At 65.5% G+C, this 22167-nt stretch carries 26 protein-coding genes and 1 tRNA gene; 8 read left to right on the top strand and 19 right to left on the bottom strand.

Annotated features, from left to right (window positions below; genetic code table 11):
• Window positions 1-136 precede the first annotated feature (136 nt).
• The 4 genes from ACZ4RZ_RS04495 to ACZ4RZ_RS04480 are packed head-to-tail and all read right to left on the bottom strand — an operon-like array spanning window position 137 to window position 3553.
• Window positions 137-1519: a DNA primase family protein gene (locus ACZ4RZ_RS04495; RefSeq protein ID WP_467741849.1), complete on the bottom strand. Its 1383-nt coding sequence runs from the start codon at window positions 1517-1519 to the stop codon at window positions 137-139.
• Window positions 1516-1935, bottom strand: a complete 420-nt coding sequence (locus ACZ4RZ_RS04490; protein WP_467741847.1) for a hypothetical protein — start codon at window positions 1933-1935, stop codon at window positions 1516-1518. Before ACZ4RZ_RS04490 ends, ACZ4RZ_RS04495 begins: the two co-directional genes overlap by 4 nt.
• The gene (locus ACZ4RZ_RS04485; protein WP_467741981.1) at window positions 1932-2801 is read right to left on the bottom strand and encodes a bifunctional DNA primase/polymerase; all 870 of its coding nucleotides are present in this window, start codon (window positions 2799-2801) and stop codon (window positions 1932-1934) included. The genes ACZ4RZ_RS04490 and ACZ4RZ_RS04485 overlap by 4 nt, the downstream gene beginning before the upstream one ends.
• 5 nt (window positions 2802-2806) lie before the next feature.
• A complete protein-coding gene (locus ACZ4RZ_RS04480) occupies window positions 2807-3553 on the bottom strand; it encodes a DNA methylase (RefSeq protein WP_467741845.1) in 747 nt (248 codons plus the stop codon).
• 292 nt (window positions 3554-3845) lie between these two features.
• Here ACZ4RZ_RS04480 and ACZ4RZ_RS04475 point away from each other — a divergent pair, with 292 nt between their 5' ends.
• Window positions 3846-4862, top strand: a complete 1017-nt coding sequence (locus tag ACZ4RZ_RS04475) for a hypothetical protein (protein ID WP_467741843.1) — start codon at window positions 3846-3848, stop codon at window positions 4860-4862.
• 59 nt (window positions 4863-4921) lie between these two features.
• Here ACZ4RZ_RS04475 and ACZ4RZ_RS04470 read toward each other — a convergent pair whose 3' ends face one another.
• The 9 genes from ACZ4RZ_RS04470 to ACZ4RZ_RS04430 form a co-directional block, all read right to left on the bottom strand.
• Complete coding sequence (locus ACZ4RZ_RS04470; protein WP_467741841.1) at window positions 4922-5386, bottom strand: hypothetical protein; 465 nt, start codon at window positions 5384-5386, stop codon at window positions 4922-4924.
• A gap of 204 nt (window positions 5387-5590) precedes the next feature.
• Window positions 5591-7702 carry an FtsK/SpoIIIE domain-containing protein gene (locus tag ACZ4RZ_RS04465; protein ID WP_467741839.1) on the bottom strand — a complete coding sequence of 704 codons (2112 nt, stop codon included), beginning with the start codon at window positions 7700-7702 and terminating at the stop codon, window positions 5591-5593.
• Window positions 7703-7797: 95 nt separating this feature from the next.
• Window positions 7798-8097, bottom strand: a complete 300-nt coding sequence (locus ACZ4RZ_RS04460) for a hypothetical protein (protein ID WP_467741837.1) — start codon at window positions 8095-8097, stop codon at window positions 7798-7800.
• Window positions 8098-8099: 2 nt separating this feature from the next.
• On the bottom strand, window positions 8100-8336 hold the full coding sequence (locus tag ACZ4RZ_RS04455; RefSeq protein WP_467741835.1) for a hypothetical protein: 237 nt from the start codon (window positions 8334-8336) through the stop codon (window positions 8100-8102).
• Window positions 8337-8338: 2 nt separating this feature from the next.
• Window positions 8339-8656: a hypothetical protein gene (locus ACZ4RZ_RS04450; protein ID WP_467741833.1), complete on the bottom strand. Its 318-nt coding sequence runs from the start codon at window positions 8654-8656 to the stop codon at window positions 8339-8341.
• A 15-nt stretch (window positions 8657-8671) separates the two neighbouring features.
• A complete protein-coding gene (locus ACZ4RZ_RS04445) occupies window positions 8672-8890 on the bottom strand; it encodes a hypothetical protein (protein WP_467741832.1) in 219 nt (72 codons plus the stop codon).
• A gap of 29 nt (window positions 8891-8919) precedes the next feature.
• A complete protein-coding gene (locus ACZ4RZ_RS04440; protein ID WP_467741979.1) occupies window positions 8920-9258 on the bottom strand; it encodes an RRQRL motif-containing zinc-binding protein in 339 nt (112 codons plus the stop codon).
• On the bottom strand, window positions 9258-10118 hold the full coding sequence (locus tag ACZ4RZ_RS04435; protein WP_467741830.1) for a protein spdB: 861 nt from the start codon (window positions 10116-10118) through the stop codon (window positions 9258-9260). Before ACZ4RZ_RS04435 ends, ACZ4RZ_RS04440 begins: the two co-directional genes overlap by 1 nt.
• Window positions 10115-10384 (bottom strand): DUF6284 family protein, encoded by a 270-nt coding sequence (locus ACZ4RZ_RS04430; protein ID WP_467741828.1) that lies wholly within the window; start codon window positions 10382-10384, stop codon window positions 10115-10117. Before ACZ4RZ_RS04430 ends, ACZ4RZ_RS04435 begins: the two co-directional genes overlap by 4 nt.
• A 683-nt stretch (window positions 10385-11067) precedes the next feature.
• Between ACZ4RZ_RS04430 and ACZ4RZ_RS04425 the strand changes: the two genes are divergently transcribed.
• Window positions 11068-12075, top strand: coding sequence for an XRE family transcriptional regulator (locus ACZ4RZ_RS04425; protein WP_467741978.1), 1008 nt, complete (start codon window positions 11068-11070; stop codon window positions 12073-12075).
• Here the strand turns inward: ACZ4RZ_RS04425 and ACZ4RZ_RS04420 are convergent.
• Entirely contained in the window at window positions 12059-12847 is a 789-nt protein-coding gene (locus ACZ4RZ_RS04420; RefSeq protein ID WP_467741826.1) for an NUDIX domain-containing protein, read from the bottom strand. The two genes, ACZ4RZ_RS04425 and ACZ4RZ_RS04420, sit on opposite strands and share 17 nt — an antisense overlap.
• 146 nt (window positions 12848-12993) lie before the next feature.
• Here ACZ4RZ_RS04420 and ACZ4RZ_RS04415 point away from each other — a divergent pair, with 146 nt between their 5' ends.
• The 4 genes from ACZ4RZ_RS04415 to ACZ4RZ_RS04400 all read left to right on the top strand — a co-directional run bounded on the left by ACZ4RZ_RS04415 (window position 12994) and on the right by ACZ4RZ_RS04400 (window position 15099).
• Window positions 12994-13215 (top strand): hypothetical protein, encoded by a 222-nt coding sequence (locus ACZ4RZ_RS04415; RefSeq protein WP_467741825.1) that lies wholly within the window; start codon window positions 12994-12996, stop codon window positions 13213-13215.
• A gap of 2 nt (window positions 13216-13217) precedes the next feature.
• On the top strand, window positions 13218-13445 hold the full coding sequence (locus ACZ4RZ_RS04410; RefSeq protein WP_467741824.1) for a LexA family protein: 228 nt from the start codon (window positions 13218-13220) through the stop codon (window positions 13443-13445).
• A gap of 217 nt (window positions 13446-13662) precedes the next feature.
• A complete protein-coding gene (locus ACZ4RZ_RS04405; protein WP_467741822.1) occupies window positions 13663-14172 on the top strand; it encodes a hypothetical protein in 510 nt (169 codons plus the stop codon).
• A gap of 483 nt (window positions 14173-14655) precedes the next feature.
• The gene (locus ACZ4RZ_RS04400) at window positions 14656-15099 is read left to right on the top strand and encodes a hypothetical protein (protein WP_467741821.1); all 444 of its coding nucleotides are present in this window, start codon (window positions 14656-14658) and stop codon (window positions 15097-15099) included.
• 197 nt (window positions 15100-15296) lie between these two features.
• On the opposite strand, the gene ACZ4RZ_RS04395 is transcribed toward ACZ4RZ_RS04400, so the two are convergent.
• The 3 genes from ACZ4RZ_RS04395 to ACZ4RZ_RS04385 all read right to left on the bottom strand — a co-directional run bounded on the left by ACZ4RZ_RS04395 (window position 15297) and on the right by ACZ4RZ_RS04385 (window position 18084).
• Complete coding sequence (locus ACZ4RZ_RS04395) at window positions 15297-15797, bottom strand: hypothetical protein (protein WP_467741820.1); 501 nt, start codon at window positions 15795-15797, stop codon at window positions 15297-15299.
• Window positions 15794-17194 carry a S1 family peptidase gene (locus ACZ4RZ_RS04390; protein ID WP_467741818.1) on the bottom strand — a complete coding sequence of 467 codons (1401 nt, stop codon included), beginning with the start codon at window positions 17192-17194 and terminating at the stop codon, window positions 15794-15796. Before ACZ4RZ_RS04390 ends, ACZ4RZ_RS04395 begins: the two co-directional genes overlap by 4 nt.
• Window positions 17195-17439: 245 nt before the next feature.
• Window positions 17440-18084, bottom strand: a complete 645-nt coding sequence (locus tag ACZ4RZ_RS04385) for a hypothetical protein (protein WP_467741816.1) — start codon at window positions 18082-18084, stop codon at window positions 17440-17442.
• 465 nt (window positions 18085-18549) lie between these two features.
• On the opposite strand from ACZ4RZ_RS04385, the gene ACZ4RZ_RS04380 reads away from it, so the two are divergent.
• Window positions 18550-18650: transfer RNA gene (locus tag ACZ4RZ_RS04380), tRNA-OTHER, on the top strand.
• A gap of 256 nt (window positions 18651-18906) precedes the next feature.
• On the opposite strand, the gene ACZ4RZ_RS04375 is transcribed toward ACZ4RZ_RS04380, so the two are convergent.
• Window positions 18907-19350 (bottom strand): hypothetical protein, encoded by a 444-nt coding sequence (locus tag ACZ4RZ_RS04375; protein WP_467741814.1) that lies wholly within the window; start codon window positions 19348-19350, stop codon window positions 18907-18909.
• A 512-nt stretch (window positions 19351-19862) separates the two neighbouring features.
• Window positions 19863-20198 (bottom strand): DUF6650 family protein, encoded by a 336-nt coding sequence (locus ACZ4RZ_RS04370; RefSeq protein ID WP_467741812.1) that lies wholly within the window; start codon window positions 20196-20198, stop codon window positions 19863-19865.
• A gap of 1084 nt (window positions 20199-21282) precedes the next feature.
• On the opposite strand from ACZ4RZ_RS04370, the gene ACZ4RZ_RS04365 reads away from it, so the two are divergent.
• A partial coding sequence (locus ACZ4RZ_RS04365) for an ice-binding family protein (protein WP_467741810.1) occupies window positions 21283-22167 on the top strand: 885 nt, incomplete at its 3' end.

Below are 22167 nucleotides of genomic sequence, written 5' to 3'. Positions count from 1 at the left end.
TTGCGGCGTCTCTGTGCGGCCCATCGCGGCCCACCCGCTCGGAGCGTGGGCTGCGATGGGCCGCAATGAGGCGTGGGTAAATCCGCAGGTCAGGCGGGGTGGGCCGCGATGGGCCGCGACCCGGCGAAATGTGGGCTCAACTGCTGAGGCCGATCCCGATGTAGGTGGCGATCCGCTCGCCCGAAGGGGCCCGGGGACGGGTGCGGTTGAGCTGCGGGACGACGGAGAGCAGATTGCGGCCGAAGACCTGCTTGGTGCCGGCGCGGACGCCGTTGTCCTCGGTCCAGTCACGCCAGACGTCCCACAGCTCGTCCACCGCCACAGTGCATGCAGGTCCGGTGGTGCAGCGTTCGCGGATGAATGCGCTGGTGGGCGAGGCAGTGTCCCGGATGGTGGTGATCGCCTCGCGACTGGACGGCGGCTCGATGATCCGCCCGTTGCGCTGCAGGCGGGCGAGCCCGTCCAGAGCCCAGTTGAGGATGCCGGGCATCTCCGCGGTGAGACGCTCGGCGAGGGTGGAATCTTCCTTGCCGAGCCACGACAGCCGCGTACTGAGCAGGACGAACCGGTTGGCGATGACGCCGGATGAGTCGCCGAAGTGCGGCAGTTCGTTGGACAGGATCATCAGCCGCGAGGGCACCCGACCCGTCCAGGGTTCGCGGTACTTACGGTCGATGTCGATCGTGTCGTCACCGGAGATCGTCAACAGCCGCTCTACGACCTGGGTGTTGTCGTTGCCGGACAGTCGGGCGTCCGAGATGATCGCGAGAGATTTGCCGATCAGGGTGGACAGGCCGAAGTTCGTCCCCAGGCCTGCCAGGGTCGGGCCGGCCAGATTCTCCTTGCCGACCAGCTCTTTCAGCACGCGCGCGATCGTGCCCTTTCCGGAGCGGGAGGGGCCGACGATGAGCAGGATCTTTTGCTGGTCGGTGCGGCCCGAGAGGACGTAGCCGAACCACTCCTGAAGCGCGTTGACGGCGTCCGGGTCGTCCGGCCAGATCTGCGCGAGGAAGTGGTGCCACGTGGGTGCGCTCGCGTCGGGGTCGTAGGCGAACGGTACGGAGACGAGGTTGAAGAACTCCGGACCGTGCGGCAGGAGCGCGCGGTCCCGGATCCGCAGTAGCCCGTTTTCGCAGGCCACGATGGGTCCTTCGTCCTGTGCGGTGGCGCCCTGGTCGTCGACCCAGGCGGGAGCGTCGGTGTCGGTGGGCAGCAGGGTGATGGATCCGAGGGCATCGAGCAGGTTGCCGATCTTCTGCTTGGTGGGTGCCCAGTCGCGTTCCTCGGTCGCCCCGTCCTTGCCCGGTGCCTGGTAGACGGCGTGTTCGAGGCGGGTGTACATCGCCTTGCGGATCTGCGCTTCCTCCACCTCGCGCCAGCAGGCGCCGTTCCACCGCATCCACGATGCCCGCCAGCGCCGGAATATGAGCCGTCCGTCCTCGGTCTGCCAGTCCGGCAGCAGCCGGCGGGCCACGGCCAGGGGGTTGGTGGGCGGGGGGAGTTCCTCGGTCTCGGTCATGCGGCGGCCCTCCCTTCCAGGAGCGAGAGCGGAGTATGTGTGCCGGTGCAGGTGTCCTTGTGGGTGTCGTAGTCGGTGACCAAGGCGGCCACGGCGCGGGGGCCGGTGGCTGTGCGGGTCTGTCCGCAGGCGCAGGCGTAGGCGGCGTTCGGGGTGTCGCCGTGGCGCTTGGACCAGCGGGCTTCGTCGTCGTGGGAGCGGTAGACGGGCGGGTCGTAGATGCGGATGCCGGGCTGATCCGGCGTCGGGTTCGTGCCGTCGTGGCCTCCCTGGTCGGCGGGGAAGCGCTTCGGACGAGGAAGAGCAGAAAGGACGCCCTGACGGGCGGCGACCTTCGGTTCGCCCAAGGACGGCCGTGGCGGGCCCTGGGTGGCGCCCAGAGGGCTGTTCGTGGGGTTATCGGATGCTTTGGTCATGTCGCACGCTCCTGAGCCGCCTGGAGGCCGTTGGTGACGGCACGGCGTGCGTATGGCTCGGGGACACCGACGGAGATCGCGGCGGCCACGATCTCTTCCCCGATCACGGTCAACCCGCAGGGGCCGGGGCAGAGTTCGTGCTGGACGGCGACGAACCGCGCCACCCCGAAGGCCTGCGACCCGGCGCCCGAGTCGGTGCGGCTCTGTACGAGGGCCAGGCCCCGGTCGAGGCCGGTGCGGACGTAGCGCTCGGTGTGACGGCACCCTGTAGCGACTGTCCGGTCCCAGACGGCGCGTGCGGGGAGGGAAGAGACCACCTTGCCCGGGGCGGGGGTGGTCTCTTCCCTCACGACCAACGCGCGGACGGAGTCCGGCAGGGCGGTGATGTGGCCGGTGCCGGGTCCGAGCCAACGGACGTACTGCATGGACGACTTGACGTCCACGCCGGGCCGGACCGCGTTGGCGGACCGCATGACGCCCCGGTAGAGCCAGTGCTCACCCCTGGTGGTGGGCACGGTCCGGGTGGCGGGCAACGACGCGCGAGCCCAGGCGAGGGCCGCCGCGTTGTCGAGGTCGACCACGGTCACGCCCGCCCCGCCGGGGTGGTAGGCGACTGCCACGGCCTGACGCCACGCTGGCGCCCATGCAGGCGAGGTGAGCGTGTGTGGGTCGGCGGTGGCTGCGGCCCACGCGTGGCACGGGGCAGGGCACCGGCAGGGGCCCGCGTTCATCATGTTCGGCCGGCCGCCGCAGGCACCAGCGGCGCAGGTACGGCAGTTCCCGAACGGCACCTTCCCCGCCCGGAGCGGCAGCGGCGGAACACCGGACGCCGCAAGAGCCAGCGCGGTCCGCAGGTGATCGGGCAGCGCGTTCACGCGGCCACCCCCAACGCGCGCGAGGCGAGGAACGCACGGCCGATCCACTCGGTGTAGGCGGGTGGGAGGGCCTCGCGGAGCCGAAGGTGATCGGTGGACCAGTCGATGCGCTTCGCCGCACGGATCTCCGCGACGCTGGCCTTGCCGCCGCCCTTGCCGTAGGCGGCGACGTAGGGGCCCTCGTGCCACTTGCCGTGCCGCCATCCGCGCACCCTGCCCCGATGCTGGGGATGCACCGGCTGCACGGTCGTCCAGCGTCCGAGTTCGAAATAGCGGTGCATGAGGACGGCGAGGCCGAACATCTCACCGCACAGACGGATGTCCTTGCGGACCTCGGAGCCGGCCACGTTCTCGATCACGTACGGCCGGCCCGTCGCCTCCAGCGCGGTGCGGGTCGGGGCGATGAGCCGGGGGTAGGTACGGCCGATCGCCGCGTTGCGCGCCTTGTTGGTGCCCTTGGTGGGGGCGCCCTCGCCCTGGCACGGCGGGGAGGCGTGGATGAAGTCGAATTCGTGGCCGTGGGCCCTGATGTACTCGATGGCGTCGCCCTGGTGGAAGTCGTCGCCCCGGTAGTCCGGCTGGGGCTCGATGTCCACGCCGGTGATGCGGCAGTTGGCCCCGAACGCGGCCCGGTAGCCCTCTGTGCCCCCGCCGATGCAGGAGTAGGCGTCCAGCACCCGGATCACGTCCCCGAGACGGAGCCGTAAGGCGAGTGCTCGCCGAATGTCGGTCGGTTGCGTCATGCTGTGAGACCTCCACAGGTCAGTGAGTGGCAGGTGAACAAGGGCGGCCCCGGACTTTGGCGAGACGGGGGCCGCCCTTGGCGTAGTTCGAAGGGGGCTTGGTTGCTGTAGGCCAGCCAGGGGTTGCGGCGTTAGATCGCTTCTGCGTCACCGCGTCGTCATGGCAATATCCACGCCCATGACGACCGGCACTCCGACAGGACGCCCAAGTGCGGCGCCGATCCCAGGGCAACGCACGGTGCACGCGTCGAGACACACTCGTGCAGGCCTGCTGTCACTCAGCGTTGAGGACTTGACGCGCCTCGCTGAGGATCTGGACGAGTTAGCCATTCACCGTCCGGTTCCTCTTCGCGTCAGAGTGGCACTGCGGCGACGTATTCACCTCCGCCGCTGGAAGCGCTTGGCCCTTGTGGGCCTGGCTGGGCTCCACTCCCTGGCCTTGATCCCTCTTTGCTGGTATGTGGCATCCGTAACGCATATCCGATTTCCCGAATACGTGATGCCCTTGGGGGCCTTGTTCCCGAAGGACGAGGATAATCCGCTGCTTCACTGGCCGCCCCGGGGAGACCGTTCAGATATTCCTGATTGGCTGCCGACTCCCTGGGTGCAATCCCTGGAATTCTTCCTGCTATTCGCTGCGTGTTTCATCGCGGGCATTTTCGCCCTCAATGCACTAATTGAGCTCGGGGCCTCTCGGCGAACAGTGTGGGTTTCGTGGTTCTTCGTGGCCCGTCGCTACGCGCTGGTAATGCAGTGCGCGAACGTGATCCATGCATGTGCGGAAGCCCGGCGCACCGGAGGCGAACGCCAAGCGGTCGCTCTTAGAAGGGTGTCCAAACGGTTGAAAGCAGTGCTGCGCGGCCTGTCGGACGCGCACCGCAGCCGGGGGTCGGTGCCTCGGATCTCCCACCGCAGGAAGGCACTTAAGCAGCATGCGAGGCACGTCTCGGCAGTCCTGCAGGCCCTGGACTCCCGGCTTGACCACGAACCCGATCAAGCCCTGAAGGACCTGGCCGATGCGCTACTGACCATCTCGGACGGGTACTGCCATGCCCGGCTGGGCGCGCTACTTGATGATGCTGCCTTGCGTGACGTAGAACCGCTGCCGGACCGTGAACTGTTGCGGTGGCTCGTGTCGTTGGCGGTCGCGGTCGGCTCCGTGACGGGACTGGCTCTAACTGGTGTTGTGCCAGATTCTGCGGAGGCGATTGTTTATCCCTTGATCGTGGCCGGTGCGCTGACGATCGCGTTTGGCCGCAACCTGCGACGCATGATCGAGGTTCTTGGTGTCATCACGGGCGGACAGTAAGGAGCTCTACCGATCCGGCTCGCGTACTGGATGCTTCCAAGTAGGGGTGTTGTCGCCCCTCAACCGTGGAAGTGATTGCGCTTGATCACGGCTTTGCGGATGTTGACCGTGGTCCCGGCCTTGGAGCCGTGCGCGCCGAAGATCTGTACGGCGATCCAGCCGCCGAAGATGACGGCGGCCAGGGTGATCAGTTGGGTGATGAGTGCGGTGAGTGCGGCGATGAACGTCGTCAGCAGCAGGAGCCCGCCGCAGACGGCGCCGAACCCGATGCCTCCCAGCGCGATGTTCACGGCCGCGCGGGAGACGGGCGGCTTGGCCGCGACCGGTTCGGGCTGGACGGGGTTGATGGCGTAGCCGGTGACGACCCGCCCGTCCGGAAGCACGATGCTCGCCACCGCCGGGACCCTGCCCGGCTGCACGGGAACGAGCGGCGCCGGCGTCACGATGGCGGGAGCCATCGGGGTGGGCTGGTGGACTTCCATGGCGGTCACGGGGCGGCTGTGGGTGGGGTGTTCGGGGTACATGCGGAATCCCTTCCGGTGCTCGGTCAGGGAGGCGGAGCCACCCCCTTGGGGGTGGGCTGTGGAGGGGGTTTTCGGGGTCTGACCTGGGGTGCCTCCCTGACTCCCTGATGGATCATTTGTGCAGCTCAGGGCCAGGGAGGCGGGTCAGGGAGGGGTTCAGGGAGTTCTCCCTGCCTCCCTGACCCGTCGGGGGTCGACTCCCTGTCATCCGTCGGCGGAAGCGGAACCGTTCCCGTCGCGGTTGGCGATGGCGCGGGCGACGCGGTCGCGGCCGACGACCATGCGGCCGTCGGACTTGTAGGGCTCGGCGCCGGCGTCCTCCAGCACGCGCTTGAGGTCCAGGAACGACCAGCCGCCGTAGGCGTCCTCGTTCAGTGCGGTGAGCCGCTTGAGGACGTCCTGTGTCTTCAGTCGCGGCTTGTCGCCGAGGACGGCGGCGATGTCGGCGAGCGGGTCGCGCTCCTCGCCCCGCTCGATGACGTGCAGGGTGGTGACCCCGTCCCGCAGGGCCTTGGCCCGGTCGGCGATCACGGCGGCCTCGTCGGTGTCGATGTAGTGCGTGCGGACCGTGATGGACGCTTGTCCGGCGGGAATCTCGATGCCGGCGGACGCGACGACGACCGTGCCCTGATCGAGGCCGGGCCGCAGCAGGTTCGGGGCGGCCCCGCCGTCAACGGCCTTGTCCCCGAGCGCCATGCGGGCCTGTGACTCGGTGCCGAGGGCGAGGGAGGCGCGGGTGTGGGCTCCCTCGCGGACCAGCTTGGGCAGGTTCTCGTTCGTCGGGTCCTGGGTGCCCTGCCACATCAGGACGTTGACCGCACGCCCCTGGTTGTGGATCTTCCGGACGGCCATGAAGTACCGGGAGTTGGCCTTGGATCCGCCGTAGGGCCGCTTGTCCTCGTCCTTGGCCGGGCACATGAACGCGACCTGCGCCTCGTCGACCAGCACGATCAGCGCCGGGAACTGCGTTCCGGGCGGGGCCTGGAGACGGCGGTTCATCTCGTCCACAGCGCCCTCAACCATCTCGGTCACCTGGATCACATGCTCATCCGTCGGACCCTGGATGAGGGTGCTGGCCAAGCCGTCGAACATGGCCCAGTCACCGACACCCTTCAGGTCACCAAGCAGGAACTGCACCGACCGGTCCAGCGCCAGCCACAGCGCCAACGACCGCAGCGCGGCGGTCTTGCCCTGGTTGGACAGACCCGTGATGAGGAGATGCCTCTGGTAGACGCTCAGCGCAGCAGCATCGCCGCGCAGGTCCTGGCCCCAGGGGGCGCGGCCCTTGGCGTAGTCGGCGGTCATCGTCTCGTCCGTGACCAGCGGAGACGGGCCGATCGGCTCGTCCAGTGCCCCTGAGTCGGCGACCCACAGGCGCACGGTGCGGGCGGCCTGCGGGATGGTGATGAACACCTCGTGTTCGTGGCGGGTCAGGTTCTCGGCGAGCTTTCGCCGCTTGCTCTGTACCTCGTTCGTGGCCACCCCAGAGGGCAGGGTGACGTCGACTTCCACGCCGCATCCGGCGATCCGGATCGGACCGAGCATCGAGGCGCCGGCGTCGCCCATGTCCTTGATGGCGTTGCGGAGTGCGGGTACTCCGAGGTCGCGCAGCGCCTTGACCACGATCGAGGGGGTGATGGGCTCGCCCTCGCTGTTGCGGACGTTGTCGGGCAGGGCCCATGCCGGTGCGGCCTGCTGCTTGCTGCCGACGGCCCACAGGGCGAGCAGGGCGAGGAACGGGCCGATCGTGAGGGCCGGTCCCCACACCACCTGGACGATGGTGATGAGCAGGTTGATGAAGTCGACCGTGGCCATCAGCGGCGTGACGACGTCGGTGACGTCCTTCGTCGCGATGGCCATGACCACTCCGAGGGCGACCAGCGATCCGATGCCCATGCCGGTACTGACCGCAACTCCCTTGGCCGCGTCGACCGGGGAGTGCAGCAGGTCCATGCGGCGGCGGTGGCGTGCCTCGCGGAAGTGCTGTCCGCGCTCCTCCCACTCCGCTGCCAGCTCATGGTTCCCGGCGGCTTCCGCCGCGCGGAACATCCGCTCATACCGGGATGCGGTCCGGCCGTCCCACGTCCGCTGGGCCGCGATCTTCGCCCCGCCGGCCACGTAGAGGGTGTGCCGGGCGACCGCGCGGGCGGTGGTCTTGGTGGTCTCGTGCGTGACCACGGTCTTGACGGCGCGCCCGGAGCGCACCCACAGCGGCGCGGTGGGTGCCGGGTCGGGGACCACGGTCAGTGTGGTCACGGTGGCCGGCTCGGCAGACGGTTCGGTGTTCTTGTGCAGGTGAACGAGGGTGCCACCCATGACGGGAAGGCTCCTGACTGCCCCGGGACGGGGCGGAAGTTGAGGGGACAGCCGCCCCGCCCGGCAACGGTGCGGGCGGGCGGGGGTCGCGCTGATCAGTGGCTGTGCCGGGCGCGGTTCTCCGCGTGGCTGAGCTGGGACGGCCCGGTGCGCGGGCCGTCGAACCAGCAGAACGGGCGGATGCCGTCGGCAGCGGTGAAGGTGCGGATGGCGGCGCCGGCCGGGGCGTCGGGCAGGGCGTAGACGCGACCGCCGTCGAGGGAGGCCAGCAGGCGGGCACCGTGGTGCTCGCACCCATCAGCCCCGGCGTTGACGGCGTCGAGCACGGTCACCACGACCGGGCCCGTGCAGGGAGTCGGGTCGTCCGGGTGGGCGGCGGGGCAGCGGCGGTCCATGCTCACCACCACCTCGACGGCTTCTTGGGCTTGGGCGCCTTGCTCGGGTCGTGGCCGACCTTGCGCAGTTCGTGGGCGTAGAAGCCGCCGTGGTTGGCGTTGAGCAGGCCGGGGATGCCGTGCACGGCCCAGACGCCGTTGAACGGCGGCGCCTCGTCGATGATGTGGCCGCGCTTGCCGACCAGGTTCGGGTGAAACTCGCTGGAGAGGATCTGGACCACGTCGCCGGCCTGGAACATGGTCACCACCACCTTGAGGACTTCTTGGCGGCCTTGGCGGCGGCGGCCTCGTTCACGACCCGCTGGCGTTCCACCTGAAGCGCGGTGATCTCCGCGATGAGCCGGGTCTCGGCCGCACTCCACGCCGTCTCCACCCTCTGGTCGGCGCGTGCGGTGCTGTTGCCCCGGGCGACCTTGATCGTGCCTCCGGCCAGGGCGCGGACGATCGCCCGCCTCTCGGGACCGCTGAGCGGCCACAACTCACGTTCCCGGACCGCTTCGAGCTTGCGGTTCGCCTCACGGATCGCGCGGTCCAGACGGCGGGTGTCGGGCTTGGCCATGGTCAGTCCCTCCTGTCAGGCCTGCGGGGCGAGGATGAGGGAGATGTCGGCGAGCCGGCCGGTGACGCCCTGCGCACCGAGCCAGGCGCCCACCTCCCGCTGGACGCGCCTCCAGCAGTAGTCGAGCGGGACCGTGATGGCGCCGTGGGCGAACGCGCGGCCCTCGCCGGGCACGGTCACCCAGGCATGCCACGCGTAGCTGATGGTGCGGGGAGCTTCATTCGTGCTGGTCACAGCGGAACTCCTCGGAGACGTCGGGGTGTTCAGGCGGCGCGCTGATCGTCGGGGTAGGCGCAGGCCACGCAAGATCCGAGCGAGGCGGGGATGACGTATCCCGCATCGCGGTGGCAGGACGGGCAGGTGCGGCGGGCAGTGTTGGCCTTGGCCAGCGCCGCCCACTTCGCATCGGTCATGGGCCGCACGGGCTTGGCGAGGTCGACCCGGTACAGGTAGGCGAACAGCGGCCCACGGCGGCGGCGCGGCCGTTCGAGCTGAGCAGCCACGTCCTGACCGCCGGGGCGCAGACCGCGCGCCCTCAGCTGACGGCGGGTGGCGTAGCCGTCCGGGGCGAGATGCCACCGGAACACCGGCAGCGCCGCCATCACGCCACGCGCTTCCACGCGGCCCGCAGGCGGACCTCGGAGGCGGAGTGGCCGGCCGCGCGGAAGCGGCTGGCCATCTCGCGGTAGGACAGGGCAGGCATCTCGCTGTGCCGGATCTCGTCGACCAGCGCGTCAAGCGCCGCGTCGGTGAGCGCAGGCGCCGCGTCCAGGGTGAACGCTGAAACCGGCTCGGTGGGTCCCCAGACGGGCAGTTGCCACCGGGGTGCGACGTCGGGTGTGACGCGGTTCGTCACGCTGGTCAGTGCCCGTCCGGTGTCCTCGCCCTCCCGCGCGGCCTCCAGCGTCGACCACGCTCGCGAGAGGGCTTGTGCGGTCTTGGCCTGGACGCGGGCGACGCGGGCGCCGGCCTGCGTCACCGCCGTCAGCCGGGTCTCCTCTGTGACCGCTTCGGCCCGCAGGCGGGCACGGGCCACGGCCGCTTCGTCGCGCGCCTCCTGCTGGATACCTCGGATCGCTCCGAGGGCGTTCGGGGTGAGCGCGGTCCGCTCCCACAGACCGTGCACCAACCACAGCGCCTTTGCCGCGATAGGCAGCCAGGCCACGGCCAGCCACGCGCCGGTGGACTCTTCAGCGGTGAGCGCATGCGCCACGAGGACGCCGGCCGCGATGAGCCCGAAAGACCAGCCGACGGCGGTGACGGCGCGGTTGTGGTCGCCCTGTGCGGCGAGGCGGCGTTCGTAAGCCAGGGTGGCGAGCCATCCGCCGTCGATCCCGAGACCGACGACCAAAGCGACGGGCCACGGCATCGCCGTGCCCAGCCACATCACGACCACGGCCAGGGTGAGCACCATGGACACCGCCGTCATCGCGACGGCGGGCAGTACGGTCTTGGCCTTCACGCGGCACCACCCGTCGCGTCCGTGACGGCGGCGCGGTTGGCCAACTCCGGCCGGGCGACCAGCACCCGACGGTGAGCCCGGCGGATACGCCGCGCGTCCAGCTCCGTCGGCGTGCGGTCAAGGGTGATGATCTGCGCGTCCAACAGGTCGATGTCCGCCGTGATCACGGGCATCTCCTGCTCGATCGCGTCCAGCTCCGCATCCGTCGGCTCCATGAAGTCGGCGAACGCGGTAACAACGTCCTGAACAGTGACGATGGGATTCATTGGGTCGTGTTCTCCCTAGTCGGTGGTACGGCCCGAACAGCACCCCCGGAGCGGCAACTCCGGGGGTGCGCGCCGTATGAGGTGGGGTTGGGTCAGCTCTGCTGCGTGCGATATGGATCTGAGCCTCAGTCCCGCTCCTCCGAGGAATCGCATCTCGGTCTCTTCGCGCGGCGTACTCGCCCTTGGGTAGATCCGTTCTTTTGAGTCGGTACGTGTCCCTGACGGGAGATGACCGACTGGTCTCCGCTCACCTCGGCTGGTGTGGTCACGGCCGTCGTGGCTGTGGCGGATCACGCTGTGGAGTTGTCGGGCACCTTCGCGGAGGCGACTCCGGCATCTGGTGCGCACCAGTAGAGAAGCATCTGGTGCGCACCAGAGTCAAGAGTCTCCGCCCGTTCGAGCGGCGGTTGCCCCCCTCGGTGCATCTCCAGAGTCCGGTTCAGGGAGGGGAGTCGGTAGCCAACAGGCCTTAACACCCGTCCTGTTAAGCCCTGTTGACCTGCGGCGATGTGAGGCATGCTGGGAAGGTCAGTGAATGGACCTATCGCCGGACGGTGGCCGTGAGCACAGGACTGCGGAGCGCGCGTACGGCGCGAGGCTGGTCTCAGGAGCGACTGGTTCGCGAGATCGAGCAGTACGCCCGGCGACACGTCACGGACGTTGCGGCGACCGCGAGTTTGCGGGTGTACGTGTCCGAGTGGGAGAACGGCAAGCGCAACATCTCGGATCGCTACGCGGCGATCCTGCGGCAGCTCCTCGGTGTCACGGACGCAGAGTTGAGGGGCGGACCGCTCACGCCTCCTCCGTCGGTTGCCGACGGGTACGACGAACTGCTGAGCAGGATCGATTCAGCCAGCAGTGTTAGCCAGTCCATGGTGAAGGCGTTCAACGACCAGACCGAGATACTGCGGACCATGGACCGCCAGAGGGGCGCGTCCAGTCTCGTGGACCAGATGGCGGGGCACCTCAGTGCCCTCGAAGACGCGCTGAACTTTGCGGTGCTCCCGAATGCCCGGCGGCCCGTGGCGCTCGCGCTCGCGGGGGCGTCCACCCTTGCGGCGTGGCAAGCGATCGACTCTGGGGCGGTCGAACGGGCTTGGCGCCACTACGAACTTGCGAAGCGAGCCGCGCGCGACGCTGAGGCCCCGATGTACCTCGCGCACGCGATGGCTGAGCAGGCGTACGTACTGTGCGAGGCAGGTCGGCCGGCGCTCGGTGTCGACCTGGTTCGCGATGCCCAACGCACCCTTGGCCAGGCCGGATCACCACGCCTTCAGGCATGGCTGTACGCGGCTGAAGCGGAGTTGTGCGCCCACGCGGGAATGCCCGACGACGGCCGACGGGCGCTCGATGCGGCCATGGCGAGCATCCCGCCCGGCTCCGATGACCGAGACCCGGACATGCTGAGCATCTTCTTGAACGGCGGCCACCTAGCCCGATGGCGCGGCAACGTCCTTGCCCTGCTCGGCGACGGCGACGCAGTGACCAGCCTCTATGACGCGTTGGAAGTGGTGGACCCGACCTTTGTCCGAGCGCAAGCCGGACTGCACGCCGACCTCGTACAGGCGCACTTGGCGCGAGCCGAGTACGACGACGCCCACACCCATCTCAGGCAGGCGCGACTGTTGGCGAGCCGCACCGGTTCGGTGCGGCAGCGCCGCCGTGTCGACCTGCTCAGTGCGCGGCTGTGACGCCCTGCTTGCCTCGGTTCGCCAGGATGTGGAGCAGAGCAACGAGCGTGCCGGAACCCATCAACTCACCGCGGGCCATCAGGCCCGGGATGTCGACCAACGGCACCCACTCGATGTGGCCCGCCTCTTCGAGGTCCGTTGGTGCACCGACCTGCTCGGCTCCGTGTCCGACGAAGATCTCGTGGGGTGAGTCGACCATGCCGACCATGGGCTGGTAGGTGACGACGTGATCCACCGACTTCGGCCGCCAACCCGTCTCTTCCACGACTTCTCGCAGCGCCGTGGCTGAGGGATCCTCGCCCTCGTCCACGATCCCGCCCGGTAGCTCCCAACCCCACTGCTGCGGAACGAAGCGGTATCGCCACATCATCAGGACGCGATCCTGATCGTCCAGGACCGCGGTGATGGCGACGTGGTGGAGCTTCACCACGTGATGCTCAAAGCGCTCCACGCCGGGCGGCTCCACGTCCCAGAGCTGGAGCTTGACCCAAGGGTTGTCGTAGACGTCACGCTCGCCGTGGATGCGCCAGGGTTCCAACCCTTCCGGCGTCTGGACGCTCACCCCGCCGGGAACCCGATACGAACTTCGGCCGTGAACCTCCAAGGCGCCTTCCGCTACGAGTCGCGCCAGCACTTGCCGCAGTGCGGTGCGACCGATGTCGAGTTCCTTGAGGAGCGTCCGCTCCGAAGGGATCTTGTCGCCGGGGGCGTACTCACCCGAACCGAGTCGTGCACGAAGCGCCTCATAGACCTTGGTCGTCTTCGGTCCCATCCGTGGAGCACTCTCCATTCTGAGGTGGTGCGTACCAGCGTAGTAGGCCATGGACGCGCTGCCTCTAGTCGTTGTCGGGTGATCCCAGTCAGGCGAGGCAATGAGGGGCGTGCGCAAGAAATCGAACACGTGCTTGAATTTTGCCTATGGCGCACACGACGTTCCCGCCCGACCTGATCGAGACTCAGCGCGACTGGATCCGCACCTACGAAGCGCTGGCCAGACGGCCACTCCGCACCACCGCGCTGCGCCGCCGCTTGCAGGAGCTGTCTTCCCAGCTCGCCTCGCACCCGTTCTGGGACACCAAGGCCGGCAGGGCGCCCGCGGCCAGAGTGGAACTGCGACTACAGGCCAGAGAGGAGGGATAGGCGTGAACATCAGGGGAGATCACCTCACGGAGCGAGAGGAACGCATCCTGAAGTGCATCCGGGAAGGGATTGCCGAGCGCGGAGAGGCTCCCACGATCCGAGAGATTGGCCGGCGCGTCGGCCTGTCGAGCCCGTCCTCCGTGGCGTACCACCTTGAACAGATGGAACAGCTTGGGGTCATCCGTCGCACCGAAAGGCGCGGGTGGGGGAGGGGCATCGCCCTGGGCTAGCGACGGGCGCCGAGGGCCAGATTCTCCCTAGATTCGAACACGTGAGCGATTCACTTGCGGGGCGGCCACTCCACCGGAACCACCGGGGCGAGCGACTTTAGAGCCACACCCCACTCGTCCGGACCGCCAAACAACCTACGGAGCGACTTTGGGGCCGGGAGGCAGGGAGGCCGGACCAGCGCTAGCCTGAAGGTGGTAGGAAACGGGAGAGGGAAATATGTCCTACGAAACCCACCAGGTCGATACGCCAGAGGGTCCGATTTTTCATCTGGAAATATCGGAATGTGACTTTTTGAGCGTTCACCCTAGGAGGCAAGGGGACATATTTAGCTGGACGGGTAGTTGTTCGGCGGCACAATTCCTCGCTTTGGGTGAGGTGGCACCCGGAGAGGCGACGGTGATTGCCCGCGGGCAATCGATGCAAGGAGATACCAAGGAAATAGTATCGCGAGTGCGAAACTTGAGTGCGGTTAACGACTGCGACTTCATCCGGTTTAGTTGGCCGACTGCATCTCTCGAATGGCAGAAGTTTCCGAGCAGTCAGCACCAGCCTGCCCTCACTCTAATTACAGCCGTTGGTGAGAACCTTTATCTCCGGCACGTCTATGAGTGGATACACCAGACGGCTACGGAAAGCCTGATTGGCGAGGTGGATGCCGCACTATTGGAAGCGAATGCTGTTAGCGAGTGCGGCCAGGGGCGTTTAGAGGGAGGGGTTGCACAATGACAACCACCTCTTTGCCGCGTCGACCGCGAGGCCCCAGAAAGTGCTACCAAAAGATTTCCGGACTGCCTGGCTGGTTCAAAGGTGAAACCTACATTGAACCGGCGGACAAATGCCTAGTCAGCGCTAACGGATGCAAGCACTACGTGGTCTTTGAAAATGTGACCAGTCATGCCTACGACGTAGAAGTCCAACTCCGTTGCGATGGCGCCAAGGTTCGATACCTTCGGGGTGGGCAGAAGCGGAGCCGGCTAAGCGGAAAGGTACGGGTGGTCGCGCCTCCGTACAAAACGTCGTCTATTGCGGTGCCGCTAGCTGTTGATCTTGCCGCGGTTGATGCTGGGACGGATGAGACAATCGTCATTGAGCAAGTCGTCATTAAACCGTGCGACGGATACAACAGGTACCTCCCCGAAGTCAAGTCAACTGCCGAAACGTCGATAACGGTAGACTGTAAATATCCATGAGATGCTAAAAGGGTTCGGCATGGATGAATACATTCCGTTCGGTGCGGCAATCGTCCTGTACGCCTTCAGCCCTCTGCTTGAAAAGCGGGCGAAAAAGGCGATTCTTGACTCCATTAGGCAGACTGATCAGCAGACAGCTGGCGGGGCGGGCGTACCAGTTCACCGTACGGATGCCTTCATTGAAGGTTATGTGTCGTTCGCTATTGATGCCGTTCAGATAGTCCCCGCAATCTTGCTCACCGCAATAGGGGTTACGCTAGCAATTCCGCATGACTGGCCACCCGCAATAGGGGCAGTTGCGCTTTTGGTGACCGTGCTTATAATTTTCGCAGTCGATGCTTATGTGATGGGTCTGGATCCCCAGCAATACAACAGTAAGAGGGTTGCGGGTTACAGCTTCATTGCGGCGATAAGCGTTGCCGTGAACGCTCTCTGCATCGCATTGGTCGCGATATTTGCATAGTCGCAGAGTGACGTTGTGGGATCCAGGCGGCACGGTGAGCCCAGAGCCACTAGGGTCCAGCACTAGCCCCTATTTCGTATGCACAACGAGCGGGCGCTAAGCAGTCCGGCACTTTGTCTATCATTGTCCATCGAGAACTCGCCGTCGTTTCTAACAGGAATGGCGCGCGGCTAGTAGCGGGTCCGCAAGGCCTGTTACTATGCAGAATCGCCGCCCGAATTGTCTGGCCGCGGCGCATCTCCTCCAGTGGAATTCGACCGCCGCGCCGTCTGCACTTGGCACCAAGCGCCAAGGCTCATCTTTCCAATAGCGCAGAGGGAGAGCGCAACCGCAGGGGCGATAAGCGTAGAAGCGGCACCCAAATGCGGGGCGATCGCTGCAGCGATCGTGGCCGCCAAACCGGCCTGCTTTGGCTTGAAGCCAGCCATAACGGCTGCCCGCTCCTCCTCATAGTTGACGCCCGTGCAGAGGAAATCGTGCATTTGGTCAAGGAATGCATCGTAGAATACTTTCCCCCTGGCTCCGCCGCTGAATGGCGCCGTGCTGTCCGCCACTGCGCCACTCAGCCATGCGGCAGCGGCAGCATCGTAGTTCATTCCCGATCTGAGCATGAGGCGGATTCCGGATTGTTGAAATCTGGGCAACTCGCCCAACCATGCTTCGTGATTATCAACTACAAGCTGACTGATTTCCGTCACTGGATCATATCCTTGATATATTCTGCGCTGACTGCATGTCCTGTTTGGTGGAGGGTCACTGGATCCACTCCCGACACGAAAATAGACCCCTTAATGTCGGGCGCATAGCTACCTGTCACCATTGCGCATAGCGAGCCAGTGTTAACATCAAAGACTGGCCCCCCGGATTGCCCTGGCCTCAATTGTGCATTAATTACCGCGTGTTTGATTTCGACGCCATGATTGGTGATTAGGACCTTGGTGCCCACGTGTGTGCGTTGAACTGTTAGGACCTTGCGGCCGAATTCCATGTGAGGGTATCCGTAGACGTGCACCTCATCCCCTAAACGCAAAAAGTCAGTCCCCGTCAGGGTGTAGGGCGAAGGGATGGACCAACCCGATGGTGGTTCGAGAATGCAGATATCCCTGATCGCGTCGACTGCGGAAATTTGAACTGAGTGGACGATCCAGGAAGTTTGGGAAGTGTTCTGGTAATCGACAGCCTGCGAAATGGCAGGCTGGAAGACAACGAGATTTTCGTCATTGGGGGAAACGACATGCAGGGCTGTTGCCAGATGTCTTGGGCCTGCTGGAAAACAGGAGCCTAGAAGGCTTACTTTTGTACCCTCGCTAGTGCTCTCGACCCTCGCTAGAGCCAAGACTAGATTCCCGTAAAAGTTCATGTTATCCCCATATTCTTTTGCCCTCCTGCCATGTCGGATCGCGGGCTCCCCTTTAGGGCGTATTGGGCGATACGGCTCTAAGTAGAGAAATGCATTTCCTCCCGAAGTCGGTGAGAATCCATATCTCCTTTTCTGAGTCTTCGTCCGGGGGGGGAGCCTCCCGATTCCGTCATCCTTGATCATTCCCGCTGCGGTTAGCCGTGCTAGAGAGGCGTCCAGGGTCGCCGTGAAACCGGGAAGCTCAGGTGCCGGCATGGTGGGCTGGTCAAGTACCTGCATGACCTTTACTTCGGGTGCCTCGATTTCGGCAAGCCCTCTGATGTAGATGAATTCGGCGTCTATCTTGGTCTCATCTCTGACGCTGCGACCTAGACATTTACCAAGTGCGATAATCTTCTCTTCGAGAGGTGTTTGCATCGCGGCTTGCACGGTTTCTGACATGAGGGCAAGAAGTTCGGAGTTGCTCTCAACCGTGTGGACCATCCGGTCAAGCGAAATTCCAGCCTCGTCCGATCCTGCCGAAAGAGCGGTCAGTGCACGCTGCTCCCGAACCGAACGGATCCCGTCAAAGGCTCGAACAAGGTATGGGTCGGCGAACTCCTTGGCGACTCCGGCGGCTATGCCAATGGCGGGATTGACCGCGCCTACGGCTCCCACCAATGCACCCGTGACCGCCTTGACTGATGTTTCACCCGAAGAGGCGGACTGATCTGACGCCTGCGACTCGTTGTTCACATGGGTGATCCTAGGAGGATCTGCACGGCTTTTAGACGCTTTTCTGGAAGTTGGCGAGCTGCCGCCTGTGTTCATATGTCCACTGATGAGGCTCTCGTCACGGCTTGATCGGCGCCTAGATTTGGCTCGCCCGGCCGGCCAGCAGTGCCCGGAGGTGCTCCGTGAGCGACGCGAGCCGACGTGCTCGGGAGCTAATCAGAGAGGATGCTTTCCCCATCAGCTGAGAATGTTCTTGATGCGAGGCCTCAGTCGGCTGAGCCGCATTCCTCAAGCCCTTTGGTCTTCGCGGCGGGAGCTGATGCCAGGGGCACTGCCTTGTCGGTGTCGACCCGGAGCCACGGGGTGTGCACCATGCGTGCCATGGCGAATGAGACGGCAAACTTTGCATCGTGGCCAGAAGCGGGACCCAGGGGGCTCCCATTGCTGCGTTCCCATACGTGCCCGTTCGCATCGACAATCAGGACGGATGTCACGTAGATCGGCCCAGGTCTCTTCGAGTCGAACTGTATGTGACCTGTGTTGGAAAGCGCCGATCGCAGCATGTTGCCAGGGATGCTGACGCGAAGGCACGGCGGCACGGTGCCTACGTACACGAAATCGCGTTGCGGCTCCGCACCGAGGACAGCCACCTGCTTGGCGCCGACGACTAGCGCTTCCAGGTAGACGTCTGCGGGGTCGAGTGATCTATTTGCAACGACTGTGTTGTCTCCCTCCGTCCAGGCCGTGATCCTGCTCGCCTGACTCATGGAACGTTCGGTCCGCTGCTCCTTCGACTGATCAAGCTGATCCTCGGCGACGCGCGCGGACATGAGTGTTCCCCAGGCTGTGACGCCGAGACCCGCAGCGGCAACAAGAGCGGCGACAACGGTGGTGTGCTTCGCCCAGTCCACGCGCTGATACCACCTGAACGCGCCTCGGAAAGGCGCCGCGCAGATGCGCCATATGCCGCTCGACGGAGTCGAAGACCAAGCGGTCGATCGCTGAACGCCCGGCGTCGCAGACGGTCGGATGGCTGGGCGGGGCGGGAGATGACGCACGCGTAAGCGCGGGGCGCGCGGACGGGAACGGGACACTTCTGCCTCACAGGGGTTGGTGGCGTTGTCCCAGACGTCCCGTGAAGCCAGGTCGGTTGCATGACAAGCAGGCCACACAGGCAGGGCGCCCACAGTTGCCAACGACGACCGGTGGCGACTGCTCAGGCGGCGGTCGGTACTGCGCCGATCTCGATCGCGTGATGTCGCTCCGGGCCTCAGGGGTACTGAACGTGCCCAAGAGGCCTCGCTCTTGGGGCGAGGACCCCGGCCCTAACAGTTCTGGACGAGGCGTGGACGACCAGAGGCTAGTTCCCTGAGAACGGCGACGTTTTCGCAGGTCAACGGCACTCATGTCATGCGATCTTGAGGGGACTGTAAATCTGCCGGCTCAGCCTTCCCAGGTTCGAATCCTGGCGCCGCCACATGAAGGTAGACCCCCTCCGAACTGCGGAAACGCAGAGCGGAGGGGGTTTCTTCATGCTTCCGGGCGATCTTTCGAGTGGAATCGAAACAGGGTGACTTGTCTCACCCTGTGACGCCCGGATCCCGGGGCTGATCAGGGTTTCCGGGCCATACGCGGGCCAGGTCTGGGCGGCCCTTGGCAACCATGCGGGGCCACTGGCGCCCTTCCGTGGGCGTACGCACTCCAGGGAGAGGACCTCTCGGATGGCCGCTCAGTCAGTGTCCGCCGGAGGCCCAGCGCTCGCGGCCTACGCCCCGGTAGGTCAGGAAGCCTGCCATAGCCGGTGAGATCGGCGGCGAGATCTTGAAGTCGGTTCCGTAGATCCTCTCCAGATCGGTCCAGGCCTGGCCCATGAGCTTGGTTCCCCGTTCGAACGGGTGGACCCAGATCCAGTCCAGCCAGCGCACGCCGTCTTGGGTACTGAGGCCGGCGGCACCAACCGCGACTGGGAACGTGGCTCGTAGCTTCTGTGAGTCGAAGAGCACGCCTTCGACGGACTGCTCCCGGTCCAGCCGAGTTGGCTCGGCGCTGAATGGCGGGAAGTCGAAGCGCAGCTCGCTCTTAAAGTACCGGCCGAAGATCTCGACGACCTTCCGCAATTCCACGTCATCCGTGGCAGGGATCGTGGCTCCTAGCCGCGGCTTGTCGATGTGGAGCAAGGGGTGCATCACATGTCGCCATGACCATCGATGACCTTGCGGCTGCAGATCGCTCAGCCCTGCTTGCGGAACGCCGGCAAGAACTCGAGGACTGGCCAGCGCGCCAGCGCTGGCACATAGAGGTGGGCAACCCAGTCGAGCCGGCCGGGTGCGAAGGTTGGCGCTGGCGAAGTCCCTGCGGGCGTGGAGTCCGCAGGTCAGTCAGCGGTGCATCTCGACTGCGAACAGCCATCGTTGATGTGGTTGACCGCTTGATGTCGCACGGCTGTGGCATGCGCCGACACCGACCGCCCGAGGCACCGTGGCTCGCCTCCCGCAGGCTGTGAAGACGCGAACTGGTCCGAGCTGCATCAGCTTGGGAAGCTGCGGCACTCCGGGGCCTGTTGAGGTGCTGACCTGGGCGAACGGACGGTTCGTGGCCTCTTCAGGCTCAGCCGCTTTCACCGTCATGCCCCGCTGTCCCCCGCCCCATCTGGTGCGGTAGTGGTGCAGGCAATGAGCCCGCAAGGTACCTACTCCTCATCGGTGTCAGGGGCGGGAAGGATGGCCACCAGCTCCTCAGGCAACTCAAGCTTGTAGCGCGCAGCGATGACGCCGAGCTGAATCCCGAAGACCGCTCGTAGCTCACCAAGAGCGGCGCCGAAAGTGGCGCTCTGGATGCGACCGCGTACATGTACCCCGTGGCCGGGACCTACGGTGTCCAAGAACCGCCGACAGGCGGCTCGCATTGCCCTGAGGTTCTCTGCAAGTTCATGCCCCGTGTCAGGTTCCATCAAGATCTGGGTCAACGTCTCCCGGATCTCCTGTACCGATGCGACGCAGCGTGCGGGCTCCTCAACTGCGTACATGACCGCACGGTGCTTCGTCAGAGGGGACCGACGCGGGTGGCCTGGCTTGAATTGGTGACGTGCACGCTTTCCAAGTCTGTTGGTGGGGTGTTGGGCATTGTTCGGGCCCGTTTACCTGGGTTCATGGGCGGCTCGTCACCGACCCGGTCTCGACTCCTGGTCTCATCCGAACGGCCGTGAACGGGGCTGAATGAGACGGAAACTGAGACGACCGCCTGTGGATCTAGGCCTGGTCTCGCCACCATGGCACGTCCGGGTTGTCGACCTGGATGGCCTTGGCCCTCATCAAAATCTTGTCGTCGAGAGCCGACACGAGTCGACGACATCATGGTTGCGCCACTCGCGGATGTCGGCTGCTTGGATCATGCTCCCTCTCCCTCCTGAGCGGGGCGCCGGTCGGTGCGAGCCGTCCCGCAGAACAGTATGTGGCGCTCGGATAGGGTCCGAGTGCCGCGTCAGCCCCGTTCTTCTTCTTCGGCCTCCATACGCCGAATTCCTTGTGTATCAGGGTGACCATGGCGGTTGTATTTCCGGTGGTCCGGTCGATCGCGATCAGGTCCACGCTCATCAGATGAGTACAGGCGACAGCCAGGTCCTCTTTGCGGATCCCGATATCGTGAAGCAGCTTCACTCCGATGACACCCAGAAGGCGGTTGCCTACGGTGGCGTCGGACAGAGCTTGCATGATCTTCTCGCGGTACGCCTTCCGCCGGTATTGGCCCAGGGGAACTGCGATCGCTCGTTCCGCCAGTCACATCCAGGGCACGCGAGGGCGTGCCCAGCGGCAGCATCAAATGCATTGCCCCTGTTCCGGGCATGTGGCGTTGCCTCGTCACCCGCCCGGGTTAAACAGTCACGGCCATCCAGCCCATTACTCTCTTCTATGTATTTTGTGACCCGCTCGCCGAGTTTTGGCAAAACCGCTCGGATGAATCGCGAGCAGGTCCATTCTCGTGAGTAATATGCCAGCGACAGAAACAGGCGATTCCGTGCGACCGAGAACCGCCAAATACGTCACCATCCCCTCACAGGAGCTGGCTCCTCGATGACGCTGAATATTCCTGCCGCGCCTCAACGGCGCACAATGTCAGTCTGGATTGCGGCGGTGATGGCCGTGGTGATCGCCGCTGCTGTCCTCGCGGTGACGCCGACACGCGCAAATGCCGTTGCCATCCCTGTGCCTCTGGGCACGGCAGCCAGTTTCGGAGTACTGGCTGGTGCGACGGTCACCAACACCGGTCCCACGGTGGTCGAGGGTCTTAACGTCGGTGTGAGCCCCGGGACAGCCATCACCGGGTTCTTCCCTTCGACCCCGACCGGGCCCGGCACTGTGACCCCGCCCGGGACTCTGCACTCTGCCGATGCCGTCGCTGCCCAAGCCAAGGCCGACCTGACCAACGCGTACAACCAGGCCGCCGGACAGGTTCCGCCGACTGCGGAGTACAACGACGATCCCCACGAGTTCGGTGAGCAGACGCTGACGCCGGGCATCTACAAGGCGGACGTCTCCGCAGGAATCAACGGCACACTCACCCTGGACGCCCAGGGCGACCCCAGTGCCGTCTGGGTGTTCCAGGTCGGTTCGACGCTGACAACGGGATCCGCCAGCCGAGTAGTCCTTACCAATGGCGCCTCGCCCTGCAATGTGTACTGGCAGATCGGCAGCTCGGCCACGCTCGGTACCAACTCCACGTTCGTGGGCAACATCCTGGCCTACACCTCGATCACCGCCACCACGGGGGCGACTATCAACGGCCGGCTGCTGGCCGATGCGGGCGGTACCGGTGACGGCGCCGTGACGCTGGACACCAACAGGATCTTCGTGGGGCCGTGCGGGGGCGGAACGACGGGTACGACGACGGCGGGTACCACCGGCGGAACGACGGGTACGACGACGGCGGGTACCACCGGCGGAACGACGGGTACGACGACGGCGGGTACCACCGGCGGAACGACGGGTACGACGACG

Source organism: Streptomyces sp. NPDC027189 (assembly GCF_055566975.1).
Note: the sequence above shows the minus strand (reverse complement) of the source record. Positions and strands in the feature narration are given on the sequence as shown.